The organism is Jeotgalicoccus saudimassiliensis, from assembly GCF_000756715.1.
Classification (GTDB): domain Bacteria; phylum Bacillota; class Bacilli; order Staphylococcales; family Salinicoccaceae; genus Jeotgalicoccus; species Jeotgalicoccus saudimassiliensis.
Window position 1 is genome coordinate 215,125 of record NZ_CCSE01000001.1, and the last position, 13,296, is coordinate 228,420.

At 43.5% G+C, this 13,296-nt stretch carries 15 protein-coding genes, 1 other RNA gene and 1 riboswitch; of the genes, 15 read left to right on the forward strand and 1 reads right to left on the reverse strand.

Annotated elements, in window-relative coordinates; genetic code table 11:
- Positions 1-9: 9 nt before the first annotated feature.
- From rnr to RZ44_RS01095, 7 genes are all read left to right on the forward strand, one after another.
- A complete protein-coding gene (gene rnr / locus RZ44_RS01070; RefSeq protein ID WP_035807547.1) occupies positions 10-2,325 on the forward strand; it encodes a ribonuclease R in 2,316 nt (771 codons plus the stop codon).
- Positions 2,322-2,792, forward strand: a complete 471-nt coding sequence (smpB, locus tag RZ44_RS01075) for an SsrA-binding protein SmpB (RefSeq protein WP_035807548.1) — start codon at positions 2,322-2,324, stop codon at positions 2,790-2,792. The genes rnr and smpB overlap by 4 nt, the downstream gene beginning before the upstream one ends.
- Positions 2,793-2,862: 70 nt before the next feature.
- Positions 2,863-3,224: a transfer-messenger RNA gene (ssrA, locus tag RZ44_RS11100) on the forward strand.
- 154 nt (positions 3,225-3,378) lie between these two features.
- Positions 3,379-4,566 (forward strand): glycerate kinase family protein, encoded by a 1,188-nt coding sequence (locus tag RZ44_RS01080; RefSeq protein WP_035807549.1) that lies wholly within the window; start codon positions 3,379-3,381, stop codon positions 4,564-4,566.
- Complete coding sequence (locus RZ44_RS01085) at positions 4,563-5,933, forward strand: SLC13 family permease (protein WP_035807551.1); 1,371 nt, start codon at positions 4,563-4,565, stop codon at positions 5,931-5,933. The genes RZ44_RS01080 and RZ44_RS01085 overlap by 4 nt, the downstream gene beginning before the upstream one ends.
- Before the next feature lie 88 nt (positions 5,934-6,021).
- Positions 6,022-6,222 (forward strand): CsbD family protein, encoded by a 201-nt coding sequence (locus tag RZ44_RS01090; protein WP_035807553.1) that lies wholly within the window; start codon positions 6,022-6,024, stop codon positions 6,220-6,222.
- Between the two features lie 123 nt (positions 6,223-6,345).
- Complete coding sequence (locus RZ44_RS01095; protein ID WP_035807554.1) at positions 6,346-6,756, forward strand: Ohr family peroxiredoxin; 411 nt, start codon at positions 6,346-6,348, stop codon at positions 6,754-6,756.
- Positions 6,757-6,843: 87 nt separating this feature from the next.
- Here RZ44_RS01095 and RZ44_RS01100 read toward each other — a convergent pair whose 3' ends face one another.
- Positions 6,844-7,419: a membrane lipoprotein lipid attachment site-containing protein gene (locus RZ44_RS01100; RefSeq protein WP_035807557.1), complete on the reverse strand. Its 576-nt coding sequence runs from the start codon at positions 7,417-7,419 to the stop codon at positions 6,844-6,846.
- A gap of 94 nt (positions 7,420-7,513) precedes the next feature.
- Between RZ44_RS01100 and aroD the strand changes: the two genes are divergently transcribed.
- From aroD to RZ44_RS01140, 8 genes are all read left to right on the forward strand, one after another.
- On the forward strand, positions 7,514-8,230 hold the full coding sequence (aroD, locus tag RZ44_RS01105) for a type I 3-dehydroquinate dehydratase (RefSeq protein ID WP_035807559.1): 717 nt from the start codon (positions 7,514-7,516) through the stop codon (positions 8,228-8,230).
- 215 nt (positions 8,231-8,445) lie between these two features.
- Positions 8,446-8,802 (forward strand): Spx/MgsR family RNA polymerase-binding regulatory protein, encoded by a 357-nt coding sequence (locus RZ44_RS01110; protein ID WP_035807562.1) that lies wholly within the window; start codon positions 8,446-8,448, stop codon positions 8,800-8,802.
- Positions 8,803-8,869: 67 nt separating this feature from the next.
- The gene (gcvH, locus tag RZ44_RS01115; RefSeq protein WP_035807564.1) at positions 8,870-9,250 is read left to right on the forward strand and encodes a glycine cleavage system protein GcvH; all 381 of its coding nucleotides are present in this window, start codon (positions 8,870-8,872) and stop codon (positions 9,248-9,250) included.
- A gap of 95 nt (positions 9,251-9,345) precedes the next feature.
- Complete coding sequence (locus RZ44_RS01120) at positions 9,346-9,753, forward strand: toprim domain-containing protein (RefSeq protein WP_035807566.1); 408 nt, start codon at positions 9,346-9,348, stop codon at positions 9,751-9,753.
- A gap of 31 nt (positions 9,754-9,784) precedes the next feature.
- A complete protein-coding gene (locus RZ44_RS01125; protein ID WP_052108711.1) occupies positions 9,785-10,024 on the forward strand; it encodes a thioredoxin family protein in 240 nt (79 codons plus the stop codon).
- A gap of 34 nt (positions 10,025-10,058) precedes the next feature.
- Positions 10,059-10,157, forward strand: a riboswitch (SAM riboswitch).
- An 81-nt stretch (positions 10,158-10,238) separates the two neighbouring features.
- Positions 10,239-11,261 carry a methionine ABC transporter ATP-binding protein gene (locus RZ44_RS01130; protein ID WP_035807568.1) on the forward strand — a complete coding sequence of 341 codons (1,023 nt, stop codon included), beginning with the start codon at positions 10,239-10,241 and terminating at the stop codon, positions 11,259-11,261.
- Positions 11,258-11,950 (forward strand): methionine ABC transporter permease, encoded by a 693-nt coding sequence (locus RZ44_RS01135; RefSeq protein ID WP_035807569.1) that lies wholly within the window; start codon positions 11,258-11,260, stop codon positions 11,948-11,950. Before RZ44_RS01130 ends, RZ44_RS01135 begins: the two co-directional genes overlap by 4 nt.
- Positions 11,951-11,989: 39 nt before the next feature.
- A complete protein-coding gene (locus tag RZ44_RS01140) occupies positions 11,990-12,832 on the forward strand; it encodes a MetQ/NlpA family ABC transporter substrate-binding protein (RefSeq protein WP_035807571.1) in 843 nt (280 codons plus the stop codon).
- Positions 12,833-13,296 lie beyond the last annotated feature (464 nt).

Below are 13,296 nucleotides of genomic sequence, written 5' to 3' on the forward strand. Positions count from 1 at the left end.
AGGATTACAATGAGAGACTTTAAAGAAGAAATATTGGCCATTGTAAACAGCAATGACTATAAACCGATGACAACAGATGAGTTTAAAGAATCTTTTGGAGCGGATGATTCGGATGAATTCAAAGATATGGTGAAAACTTTAGTCTCTCTTGAAGAATCCGGTAAATTAGTACGCACGAAGAAAGACAAATATATGAAGTCGCCTGACTCGAACAAAGTAAAAGGGACTTTATCCATGCACAAGCGCGGATTTGGTTTCCTGCGTCCGGAAGAGGACGATATCGAGGATGTGTTCATTCCGCCAAACGCGGTTAACGGTGCATTCGACGGGGATACTGTGCTCGTTGAAGTGGAAACGAATACGCGCGGCGACAAGACAGAAGGTCATGTTGTCAGTATATTGGAACGCGGAGTTACGAAGTTTGTCGGCGAATACAGTGCCAACGTAAACTACGGTTTCGTTGTGCCTGACTCGAAAACATTCAAAACGGACGTGTTCATTCCGAGAAACAACAACCTCGGTGCGATCGACGGGCACAAAGTGCTTGTTGAAATTACAAAGTATCCGGAAAGCGAAGATCAGGGCAATCCTGAAGGACATGTCGTTCAGATTCTCGGGCATAAAAATGATCCGGGTGTCGACATTCTGTCTATTATTTATCAGCACGGAATCGATATCGATTTCCCTGATGAAGTGCTTGAACAGGCCGAAGCGGTTCCCGAAGAAATTAATCAGGATGATGCGAAAGGCAGAACGGATCTGCGCGATGAGTTTACGATTACAATTGACGGTGCAGATGCAAAAGATCTGGATGACGCAGTCGGCGTGAAAAGGCTCGACAACGGCAACTTTGAGCTGACAGTCAGCATTGCCGACGTCAGCCACTACATTACGAAAAACTCACCGATGGACGAAGAGGCGTATAACCGCGGCACGAGTGTCTATCTGGTGGACCGTGTCATACCGATGATTCCGCACCGTTTATCGAACGGAATCTGTTCGTTAAATCCACACGTTGACCGTCTGACACTCAGCTGCCGCATGGAATTTACTCCGGGCGGTAAAGCAGTCGACCACGAGATTTTCGAAAGTGTTATCAATTCGGATTACCGTATGACTTACGATAACGTTAACTTGATGCTCGAAGATAAAGACCAGGGTGTCATCGACGAGTTCAAAGAAGTTTACGAGCCGCTGCTGATCGCAGAAGAATTGGCTGCAGCGTTACGCAATAAGCGTGAGAAACGCGGTGCCATCGACTTTGATTTCGATGAAGCGGCTGTAGTTGTCGGCGACGACGGCACACCGGAAGATATCGTTCTCCGTGACCGGGGTACAGGCGAGAAAATGATCGAAGAGTTTATGCTCGCAGCGAACGAAGCGGTCGCAGAACACTTCCACTGGATGGATGTGCCGTTTATGTACCGTATTCACGAAGAACCGAAGGAAGAAAAACTGAGCAAATTCTTCGACTTCCTGACAGGTTTCGGTGTCGTCGTCAAAGGAAAAGGCAATCAGATTCACCCTCATGCACTGCAGGAAATTATCGAGGAAGTGAAAGGCCGTCCGGAAGAGATGGTAATTTCAACGCTGATGCTCCGCTCGATGCAGCAGGCGAAGTATTCACCTGAATCACTCGGACACTTCGGATTGTCGACGGAATTCTATACGCACTTTACGTCACCGATCAGACGTTATCCGGATTTAATCGTACACAGATTAATCCGTGAATATCTGTTCAACGGCAAGACGGATGCGAAGACAATCCGACGCAACAAGAGCGAACTGCCTGATATCGCGCAGCATACGTCGGAAAGAGAGCGGCGCGCCCAGGATGCAGAGCGCGACACCGATGACCTGAAGAAAGCGGAGTACATGATGAAACATGTCGGCGAAACTTTCGAAGGCGTGGTTGCAGGTGTGATGAACTTCGGCATGTTCGTTGAACTGCCGAATACGATTGAAGGACTTGTACACGTCAGTCATATGACGGATGACCATTACAACTTTAATGAACGTGCGATGGCGATGATCGGTGAGCGCACCGGTACGATGTTCCGCATCGGTGACAAGGTTGAAATCGAAGTGCTCGGTGTAAATCTTGAAGAACGTCTGATTGACTTTAAAGTCGTCGGCATGCCTGACAGAAAAAAACGTCCGGAACGCAGACAGTCATCCGTTACGATTAAAGGTGATGCGAGAGATAACAAAAAGGAAAAAACACGTTCACGTGAAAAGAAAGGAAGCTTCAGAAAAGGCGGAAAGAAAAAACCTTTCTATAAATCAGTGGCGAAAAAAGCAAAGGAAAGAAGTAGAGGCTTATGAGTAAAAGCAACCAGAAAACAAAGCCGCTTGCACAAAACCGCAAGGCGAGTCACGATTATTCGATTGATGACACGATTGAAGCGGGTCTTGTGCTCCGCGGTACAGAAATTAAATCGATACGCCGCGGGTCTGCGAACTTAAAAGACTCGTACGCACGTGTCTACCAGGACGAAATGTATGTCTATAATATGCACATTGCGCCGTACGAAGAGGGGAACCGTTTTAACCACGAACCGCTCCGTACGCGCAAGCTTCTATTGCACCGCAAGGAAATCAACAAGCTGAGAAGCCATATGCAGGAGCCGGGTAATGCGATTATTCCGCTGAAACTGTATATTAAAAACGGTGTGTGCAAAATGCTTTTAGGCATTGCAACTGGTAAAAAGAAATACGATAAACGCGAAGATCTGAAGAAGAAGCAGATGAAACGCGAGATTGACCGTGCGATGAAGGAGCAGTACCGTTAATTTGTCAGCCGGTTTTTATCGTGTTATAATGTTACATGCTCGGCTAAACAGCCGTTATATTAAATAATCCGGGGACGTTCCGGATTCGACAGGGGCTATTCGGGCATTTTAAGCGTGTCGGAGGTTTCGGCTTCGTCATCAACGATACTCAGTTATAATAACTGGCAAACAAAACAATTTCGCAGTAGCTGCCTAAGAGCGCTCTGCATCATCCCATGAGCTTGCCTATGGCCCGTGACGATGATTCAACTATAATAGGATACGCTTTTCAGTCTGCAGTCTGAAGACTGAAAGGAAGAGATTAACCGGACTAGCATGGAATGAGGTTCGTTCATTACCATCATCCATGTGAAACTTAATAATGAACTACACACGTAGAAAGAAATGTTACGAGGTCTCTGGACGCGGGTTCAACTCCCGCCGTCTCCATATAAAAGGCTCAATCCTTAAACGGGATTGGGTCTTTTTTTGTTTAAAATGAGAATTTTATCTGAGTAATTTAATTAACCTTTAATCATTCGTCTACCGATTCATAACTTTTCCTGTGTAACTTATAAATTAAGAAATAGAGAGAGGGAGATGTATTATGAAAATGGTAGTTATCCCGTCAGGGTTTAAAGAATCGTTAAGCTCAGAAGAAGTGGGACGTGCAATTGAAAAAGGAATTTACCGTGTCAGCCGGGAGCATGATGTCACTGTCATCCCGATGGCTGACGGCGGTGAAGGTTTCGTTGAGACGATTGTTAAATTAAAAGAAGGTAAAACAGTAAAAACATTAGTGACGGGACCGGTCGGCAAAACGATAAATTCGTACTTTGGAATTTTCCATGAGAACGGTGTGAAAACTGCTGTAATTGAAATGGCGGCAGTCGCAGGACTGCGTCATGTACCGCACGATCAGAGAAATCCGCTGTACACGACGACGTACGGTGTGGGTGAAACGATCATTGAAGCTGTCAATCAGGGGGCAGAGAGAATTTTAATCGGCTGCGGGGACTCCGGTACTTCTGACGGCGGTGCCGGAATGGCACAGGCGGTCGGCGTGAAGTTTTACAATAGAAACAATGAACTGTTAAATGTTACAGGCGGTGCGTATATCGGTGAAATTCACCGGGTGGATATGTCGGATATTGATCCGCGCGTGCTGGATATCGATATCGATGTCGCAGTAAACTGGAAAAACGTACTGTGCGGTGAACGCGGTGTGGCAAAAGTGTTCGGTCCCCAAAAAGGAGCATCAAAATCGGATGTGGAACTTTTATCAGACAACTTTGACCATCTGGCAAAGCTTTTGAAAGAACTCACCGGCAATGACTATTCACTGGTAAACGGCGGCGGGGCATCGGGCGGTCTTGGTGCGGGACTTGCCGGATTTATCGGTGCGGAGCTGCATCCGAGATTTGATATTATCCGCAAGTATATCGAAATATCAGACGCGATTCAGAATGCCGATATAGTCATTACTGCCGAAGGGTGCATCGATTATCAGACACCAAACGATAAAATACCGTCTGAAGTCGCGCGTATCGCAAAACAATATAATAAGCCGGTCGTGGCATTTGCCGGAACTATCGGTAAAAAGGCGAGCCTGAATTATAAGAGCGGCATCGATGCGTATGCGAGTATCATTCCAAAACCGGCGACACTTGAAAAATCCATGGCAGATGCAGCGAAATGGCTGGAAAAATGCACAGAGAATACAATCAGAAAAATTATGATCGGCACACAGGTGGCACAAAACCTTCAAAGATTATCGGAGCAGCCGGTTAAATGACACGGATACAAAAGCTGCTCTCTATTGGATTTCTGATTATTACTGTGCTGATCAGTCTGTCACCGGAACTGGACTACCGGGGTTACTTAAGTTTTATCATATTTATATTCGCTCTCGGTATGTTTATATTCTCATCGATACCGGCAGGTCTGGTCGCGTGGCTTGCACTATGCGCAGGTGTGCTGCTCGGTCTGCCTGAAGAGATTATTTTTGAATCATTCAGCATCGACATCGTCTGGCTGATGATCGGTGCATTTATTATAGCGGAAGTGCTGGTAAAGAGCGGACTCGTCGACAGGCTGACAAGATGGATCGAAAAGAACTGCTATACGAAAGGCAGGGTGACATTCTTTACTTTTCTGCTGATCCAGATTCTGTCTGTTGCTGTACCGTCGACGTCGGGAAGAGCATCGGCAATGCTGCCGGTTTATAATATTTTAAGCAGCAGATTTCATCAGCATAAAAAGTTTTTCGGCATCGGCATTCCGGTGCTGATACTGATGGGTGCGAATACGACGCTGCTCGGTGCAGGCAGTCACATTATCGGTATCGGAATATTGAATGCACAAACAGGAGAGTCGATTTCCTATGCTGAATTTCTCATTTACGCGCTGCCGTTCGGTCTGACTATCGGTCTGATCACACTCTTTGTCTTAAAAATGATGTACTTTAAAGAGTTTAATTACGACTTTGAAATACCGGCTGAGCAGGATAAAAAACCGTTCACTTTAAGAGAGAAATATGCACTTTTTCTGACAGGCTTAACGATACTGCTCTGGCTGACAGAACCTGTGCACGGTTTCGATATTGCATTTGTCACAATACTGATGAGTCTGATTATGATGCTGCCGTCTTTGAAATTAATCAGCTGGAAAGAAGGACTCGCGAGTGTGTCATGGAGTTTAATATTTTTCGTGGCGGGTGCAGCTGCACTCGGTAAACTGCTTGTGGATTACGGCGTGACTGACTATTTCCAGCACGTACTTATGGGCTTGTTCAGCGGCATGAACTTCGCTTCCGGTCTGCCGGTGTTAATCCTCATAATACTTGTCAGCGTATTGTCGCATCTGTTAATTACGAGCCATACAACGCGGGCGGTCGTGCTGATACCGGTGTTCATAATTCTCGCGCAGTCATTTAATCTCAATACGGAAGCGGTTGTGTTTATCGCGCTGCTCGGAATTAATTTCTGTGTCATGCTGCCGGTCAGTTCAAAAGCGCTGCTCATATTTTATGAGAGTGACAACTGTCCGTTTGGAACACGTGAACTTATGAAAATCGGGCTGCTGCTTATGCCGGTATACGTGATACTGATGGTATTAACGTACTATCTTTACTGGCAGCATATCGGACTTTCCCTGATTTAATTTTAAATTTTATGTTTAAAGATGATTAGTATGGGAATATACCAAATGTACAAAAAATACTATTTAATTCATTAAGGAGTGTTTTTACATGGCTGAAGAAAAAGGCAGCAAGTTAGATCAATTAAAAGGAAACGCAAAAGAAACGATTGGTAATGCAGTCGGAAACGAGAAGTTGGAAAAAGAAGGTATCCAGGATAAGGCTGCAGGCAAAGCTAAAGAGTATGTAGAAAAAGGCAGCGATAAAGCGAACGAATCTATCGATAACCTTTCAGACAGATTTAAAAAATAATATTTAACAAAGATGAAGCTGTATTTTATGCGGCTTCATTTTTGTGATAATTTTTAAATTTGAATATAAACGGAAATTCAGAGTATGATGGAATTGTAATCAAAATATTGGGAGGCAGTTATAATGGCAGTTAAATATGAAATCAATGCAGTAAACACAGGCGGCCGTAAAGGTCATGTTACAACAGGAGACAAAGCAATCGATTCACCGGTAATCCCGCCGGATCAAAGCGGCGAAGGCGTAAACCCGGAACAGTTATTTGCTGCAGGCTATGCATCATGCTTTAACGGTGCTTTCGATTTAATGATTAAAAAAGGCGGCGTGCGTGACGCAGAGCCTGAAGTAGATTTAACAGTACGTCTTGAAGAAGACGGCGAAGGCGTTAAACTTGGTGTGGACATTAAAGCTAAAGTTAAAAACATGTCTCAGGAAGACGCTGAAAAGTATTTAGAGCAGGCACACGATTTCTGCCCGTACTCTAAAGCGACACGCGGCAATATCGATGTGGACTTATCAGTAGAAGTAGTAGAATAAAAATACAGAGCCCGCTGAGGGCTCTTTTTTTCGGTTTGCTGCGGGCGGAAGTTATTAGTGCAGTCGTTCAGAAGCACCGCTCATGTGTTACTCAACAGTAATATCAAATACTGCCTGTTCACCTTCCGAGTTCATCAGCGGTTCGAATACGGCTGTCATTTTACCCGGTTCATTGACCAGTCCGTATGCCATTTTCCCGGTGATCGATTCTCCGGGAGCAATATCGGCAGGGAGGCTGCTGTCAAGATCATAACTTCGAATGTGTTCACCGTCAGATTCCACGGTAATATCCCGTCCGGCCGGGAATGTTTCATCCGTGCCGTTGTCATATGTAACGTCCAGTACGAGTACGCCGCTCACGTCGATAATGCTTTCATCGCTGCGTTCGTCTGTCATATAGGCATCGTTAATGGTTAGTGTAATCCCGTCGATTTCCGCGGCTTCACCAAGCTGATGGTTATCGCTCTCTTTTTCAGCAGATTCAACTGCTTCCTCATCGACTTCATCGATTTCTATTTCGCTGTCATTTTCACCGGTAAACAGGTTTTCCTCTTGTTCTTCCTCTGCAGCTTGTGTTTCAGCATTGCTGTTTTCGTCTTCGGTATTATCACTGCATGCCGTGAGTATCAGGGCTGCGAATGCCGGCAGAATTATTTTTTTCATTTACTTTAACCTCCGGGATACTATAATGGTTTTATGATACCATTAGATTGAAATATCTATCAATCGCATTCAGTACGTACAAAGGGGAAAACTTATGAATACAACAAAAATTGTCGTTACACTTTCCGGTCATAATGACGACGAAATTAGAGAAGAAATACAAAAAGCACAGGATAATATAGATGATTTTGATATTGTGGAAATACGCGGGGATGTGTTCGATGCACTGAATCGTGAGGATCACGGTAAAAAGGTGCGCTTCATTATCGATGCATTCAGACCGTTTAACAAAGAGATAATTTATACATACCGCACAGCACGTGAAGGCGGCAGCGGTTCGAAGACGACAGTTGAATACGAAGCGCTGTTGAAGGCGGTCTGTGAAGTAATGGATATCGACTATATCGATATTGAAGTTCAGTCCGGCGATAAAATTACTGCATCTGTTATCGAGACGGCCCGTGCAAATAACGTGAAGTGTCTGATGAGCCATCACGATTTTAAACGCACGCCGGATACAGACGATATTTTATCGGTGATTAACAAGATGGATGAGCTTGGCGGCGATCTTTATAAAGTCGCATATTTCCCGCAGGATGAAGCGGATGTGGACAGTGTAACAGAAGCGGTAACGGCGGCCAGAAAAGAATACGGCCATAAAGTGATCGGCATTTCGATGGGGGAATCCGGTAAACGTACACGTACTGCACAGGGCGACTCGGCTTCGGCACTTACGTACGGTTTTATAGCAAGAGACGCAGCGCCGGGGCAAATTCACGTCACGGAACTCCGTAAAATTTTTACAAAATAAAATATTAAGCAATCTTTACAACGGCTTAATAAAAATACAATAAACAGGTGGTAGTGTAAGAATCAGAAGATATGAAAATATAACTCTTCTCCCCGGCCCCTGTGTCCGAAACCTTCCCCTGAGGTTTCGGACTTTTTTCATTTTTACTTATGTCTAAAATAATATATCTGGGGTATTATAAGGGTAAGAATAATTTCTTATTCGGGAGGATAACTATGATTACATTTTATGAATACCCTAAATGCACCACCTGCCGCAAAGGTAAAAAGTTTTTAACGGATAATGATCTGGAATTCACCGTGATCGATATGGTTAAACATGTGCCGGCGAAAGATACGCTGAAAGGTATACTGGACAAATCATCACATTCAATCGATGACTTCTTCAACAAACGCGGTACGAAGTTCAAGGAGCTCGGTTTAAAAGAGCGCCTTCACGACCTTAGTGAAGAGGAAAAGCTGGAACTGCTTGCAAGTGACGGAATGCTTATTAAGCGTCCGATGGCAGTACTTGATAACGATGTATTGTTAGGTTTTAAAGAAGAAACTTATAAAAATGCATTATTGAATTAATTCCGCTTGATTAAAGTATGTTAAATGTGTAACAATGAGTATGATAAGTTAAAAGGGAGGTTTTAGCGTGTCATTACCACAAGATTTAAAGTACAGTGAAGATCATGAGTGGATTAAAGTTGAAGGAAATACTGCAATTATCGGGATTACTGATTTTGCACAGTCTGAGCTTGGAGATATCGTGTTTGTTGAACTTCCAGAAGAAGGCGACGACATCTCTACAGGTGATTCTTTCGGAAGCGTAGAATCAGTGAAAACTGTTTCTGAACTATATGCGCCAGTTTCTGGTTCTGTAGTTGCTGTGAACGAAGAGCTTGAAGACAGTCCTGAACTTGTAAACGAAAGTCCATACGAAGGTGCTTGGATGCTGAAAGTTGAACTTTCAGATGAAAGCGAATTAGATAATCTTCTTGACGCTGCTGGTTACCAGGCAGTAATCGAGAAATAATACTTAAACTCCGGGCATTTGTCCGGAGTTTTTTTCAAATTTGTATTTATTGCTTAAAGTGAATTTATATAAAAAATTAACTAAGGGTGATACGAATGAATCTTTCTGATAAAGTACTCATTGTTGAAGGTAAGACTGATAAGCGCAGATTGGAAGAAGTACTGGTGGAGCCGGTACAGATTATTTGCACATTCGGAACCATGGGTATTTCAAAATTGGACGAAATTATCGAACAGCTTGGTGATTCTCAAATTTTTATCTTATCCGATGCGGATAAGGAAGGAAGAAAAATTCGTAAGTGGTTTAAAAAACATTTAAGTGAAAGTACACATATTTATATAGATCCCAAATTCGGGGAAGTCGGACGCTGTCCGCATGACTATCTCGCAAACCTCCTCTTCAGGCACGGATTTTATGTAGATACAAGCTTAATAATGAAAGGTAAGTTTTATCGTGAAGGAAACAATTTCAACGGAAGATATATTAGGGAACATACGGGATAGGGAACGGTACATTATTTTCGGCTACGCAACGATGTGTAAAACATGTGATATTGCAGAAACGATGCTGAGTGTTGCGGCCAGTACGAGAGGCATTTCCTACGAACGTATCAACTTAAACTTTTATAAAACATTGATCGAAGTTTATCAGATTCGTTCTGCACCAGCACTGTTGCTATTTAAAAACGGCAGACTGGTGAAGGAAGTTTATGCATTCCAGTCGGTCACTTATTTAAACGAAGTACTGACGGAATTTTTGATTGACGAGGATTAAATTGTCTGATAATATTGATTTAATTAAATATTTACTCTTATCAAGAGTGGTGGAGGGAAGTGCCCTTTGAAGCCACGGCAACCGTCACTGCGACAAGGTGCCAAATCACCGGATGAATTTCCAGAGATGAGAGGCCGAATGAACGTTAAAAAGCCTGCTCATTATTTGGAGCAGGCTTTTTTGAATAGTCCGGCGGGGGAGAAAGGAAATTGACATGATAGATATCAGTAACGTTACTAAAATATTTAAAACTAAAAACCAGAATATAACGGCAGTGGATAATGTCGGCCTTCACGTTAAAAAAGGTGAAATTTTCGGTGTCATCGGATACTCCGGTGCCGGGAAATCGACGCTGATCCGTCTTTTAAACGGTCTGGAGCAGCCGACTGAGGGAACAGTCACTGTCACAGGTGATGAAATCAGCGGTATGTCATTGAAGGACCTTCGCAGGAAACGCCAGAAAGTATCGATGATTTTCCAGCATTTCAATCTGCTCTGGTCACGGACAGTAGCTGAAAACATCAGTTTTCCGCTCGAAATCGCAGGGGTGCCGAAAAAAGAACGCCGCGCACGTGTGGCTGAGTTAATCAGACTGGTCGGACTTGAAGGCCGTGAAAATAACTATCCGAGTGAACTTTCAGGCGGACAGAAACAGCGCGTCGGTATTGCGCGGGCGCTGTCTAATGAGCCGCAGGTTCTGCTGTGTGATGAGGCGACGAGTGCATTGGACCCGGAAACGACGGATGAAGTACTCGATCTGCTCGTCGACATTACGAAAAAAATGAGTTTAACAATCGTACTGATAACACATGAAATGCACGTCATCAGAAAGATTTGTGACCGAGCAGCTGTAATGGAAAACGGTAAAGTGGTTGAAGTCGGCCCGGTCATCGAATTATTCCAGAACCCGCAGTCAGGTGTGACGAAACGTTTCGTCAAAGACGATATTTCCGATGACGATCATGCTGTGGCAATGGAAGAGATTAAAGCGGCTTTCCCGACATCGACTATCGTGAAACTGACATTTGTAGGCACGAGAACGAAGTCGCCGATCGTCTCACAGGTCATCAGGGACTATGGTCTCGATGTAAACATTCTTTCCGGGAATATTAAACAGACGAACCAGGAATCATACGGTCATCTGTACATAGCACTGGATATTAATAATGAAACGCTTGAAAAGATTACAGCGGAATTTAAAAAGCACGATGTCACGTTGGAGGTTGAAAGCAGATGAATGAAATTCTGACAGCATTTAAAGAAATGTTCGCTTTCGAAAACGTGAAGTGGGATGCGGTCCTTGAAGCGACTTACGAAACTATATATATGACGGCTATCGCAACAGCACTCGCGTTTATAATTGGTTTAATACTTGGGATTATCCTTTTTCTTTCGAACAAGAACAAAAGCGGATTATCAAAACCTGTTTACGGGGCAACGTCGTTTATCGTTAACCTGTTCAGAGCGATTCCGTTTATCATCCTGATTATTTTAATTATGCCGTTCACAAAAGCAATTATGGGAACGGTTATGGGCTCAAACGGCGCGCTGCCTGCACTGATTATCGGTGCGGCACCGTTTTTTGCACGCCTCGTTGAAATCGGTCTGAAGGAAATCGACAAAGGTGTAATTGAAGCATCCGAGTCGATGGGGGCAAGTACGTGGACCATCATTTGGAAAGTCCTCATTCCGGAATCACTGCCTGCACTTATTTCAGGTATTACCGTGACATCTATTATGCTTGTCGGCTCAACTGCGATTGCCGGCGTTATCGGTGCAGGCGGTCTGGGTAACCTTGCATATATGGTCGGTTTTACGCGCAACCAGCCCGATGTCACACTCGTAGCAACTGTAGTCATTCTGATCATTGTGTTTATCATCCAGATACTTGGAGACACTGTTTCCAAAGCAGTCGATAAACGCTGATCTGACAAATAAAAAACTATAATGAAAAGAGGTTGTCACATGAAGAAGATTTTTAGTATTGTCACTTTGTTTGCACTCGTATTAGTTTTAGCAGCATGCGGTAGCGGTTCTGATTCAAAAGAAGGCACAGAAGAAAGTGCAGAAGGCGAACCGGCTGAAATCTCGGTTGCGGCATCACCTGCACCACACGCTGAGATTTTAGAAAAAGCAGCTGAAATTTTAGCTGAAGAAGATATTACAGTAAACGTGGAAATCGTTAACGACTATACAACGCCGAACAGATTACTGGCAGATGAAGAAGTGGATGCGAACTTCTTCCAGCACACACCGTACCTTGAGGGCGAGATTGAATCACACGGTTATGAACTTGAAAGTATCGGAAACGTACATATTGAGCCGATGGCAGTTTACTCAAACGACTACGACTCACTTGAAGACATTCCAGACGGTTCGACTATTTTAGTATCGAACAACCCCGCTGAAGAAGGACGCTTCCTGTCATTCTTCGTAAACGCAGGACTGGTTGAAATCGAAGAAGGCATCGACATTCAAAATGCAACATTCGACGATATTACAGAAAACCCGCACAACTTTGAGTTCGACAACAACACTGCACCGGAACTCCTTGTAAACATGTACGAAAACAATGAAGCACCTGCAGTAATTATCAACGCCAACTTTGCAATCGATGCAGGACTGAACCCGGTTGAAGACTCAATCGCTGTGGAAGAAGGCGACTCGCCATACGCGAACCTTGTAGCAGTAAGAGCAGGCGATGAAGAACGCCCTGAACTGCAAAGACTGATCGAAGTACTGCAGTCGGAAGAAATGGTAACATTCATGGAAGAAGAATACGGCGGTACGATTATACCGGCTCAATAAAAGTATTGTTGCAGACACCCCTGGCGGGGGTGTCTTTTTTTTATTGGACTGGAATTGGGTTGTGTCGGTTTACAACGGTGCACCGCCGTTGTCATCCGGCAGGAAGACCCAACCATCAAACCACACAAATTTCAAAAACCACCCCATATAAAAAAAGAATGACCTGCTAAAGGTCATTTCTCATTTTGAAGAATATGAAGAGTATTCAATCGCTAATTTTTTACGGACACTTCATGTTCTATATGTTTCAGAAAAGTACTTAGAAATCTAAATTACAATATTATTAAATTTATAATGAAATAAAAAATCTAAAACTTACATAAAGTAATCCTATTATGAAAGGTATTTTGTAGAAAATTTCATATTATAGGATTTAATTTTGAAGGTTAATCTTTAGCTATTCTCTTATTAGCTTCAATCCATATTCAAATAGGGCACGAAAAATTCAATACTGAACAGTAAAT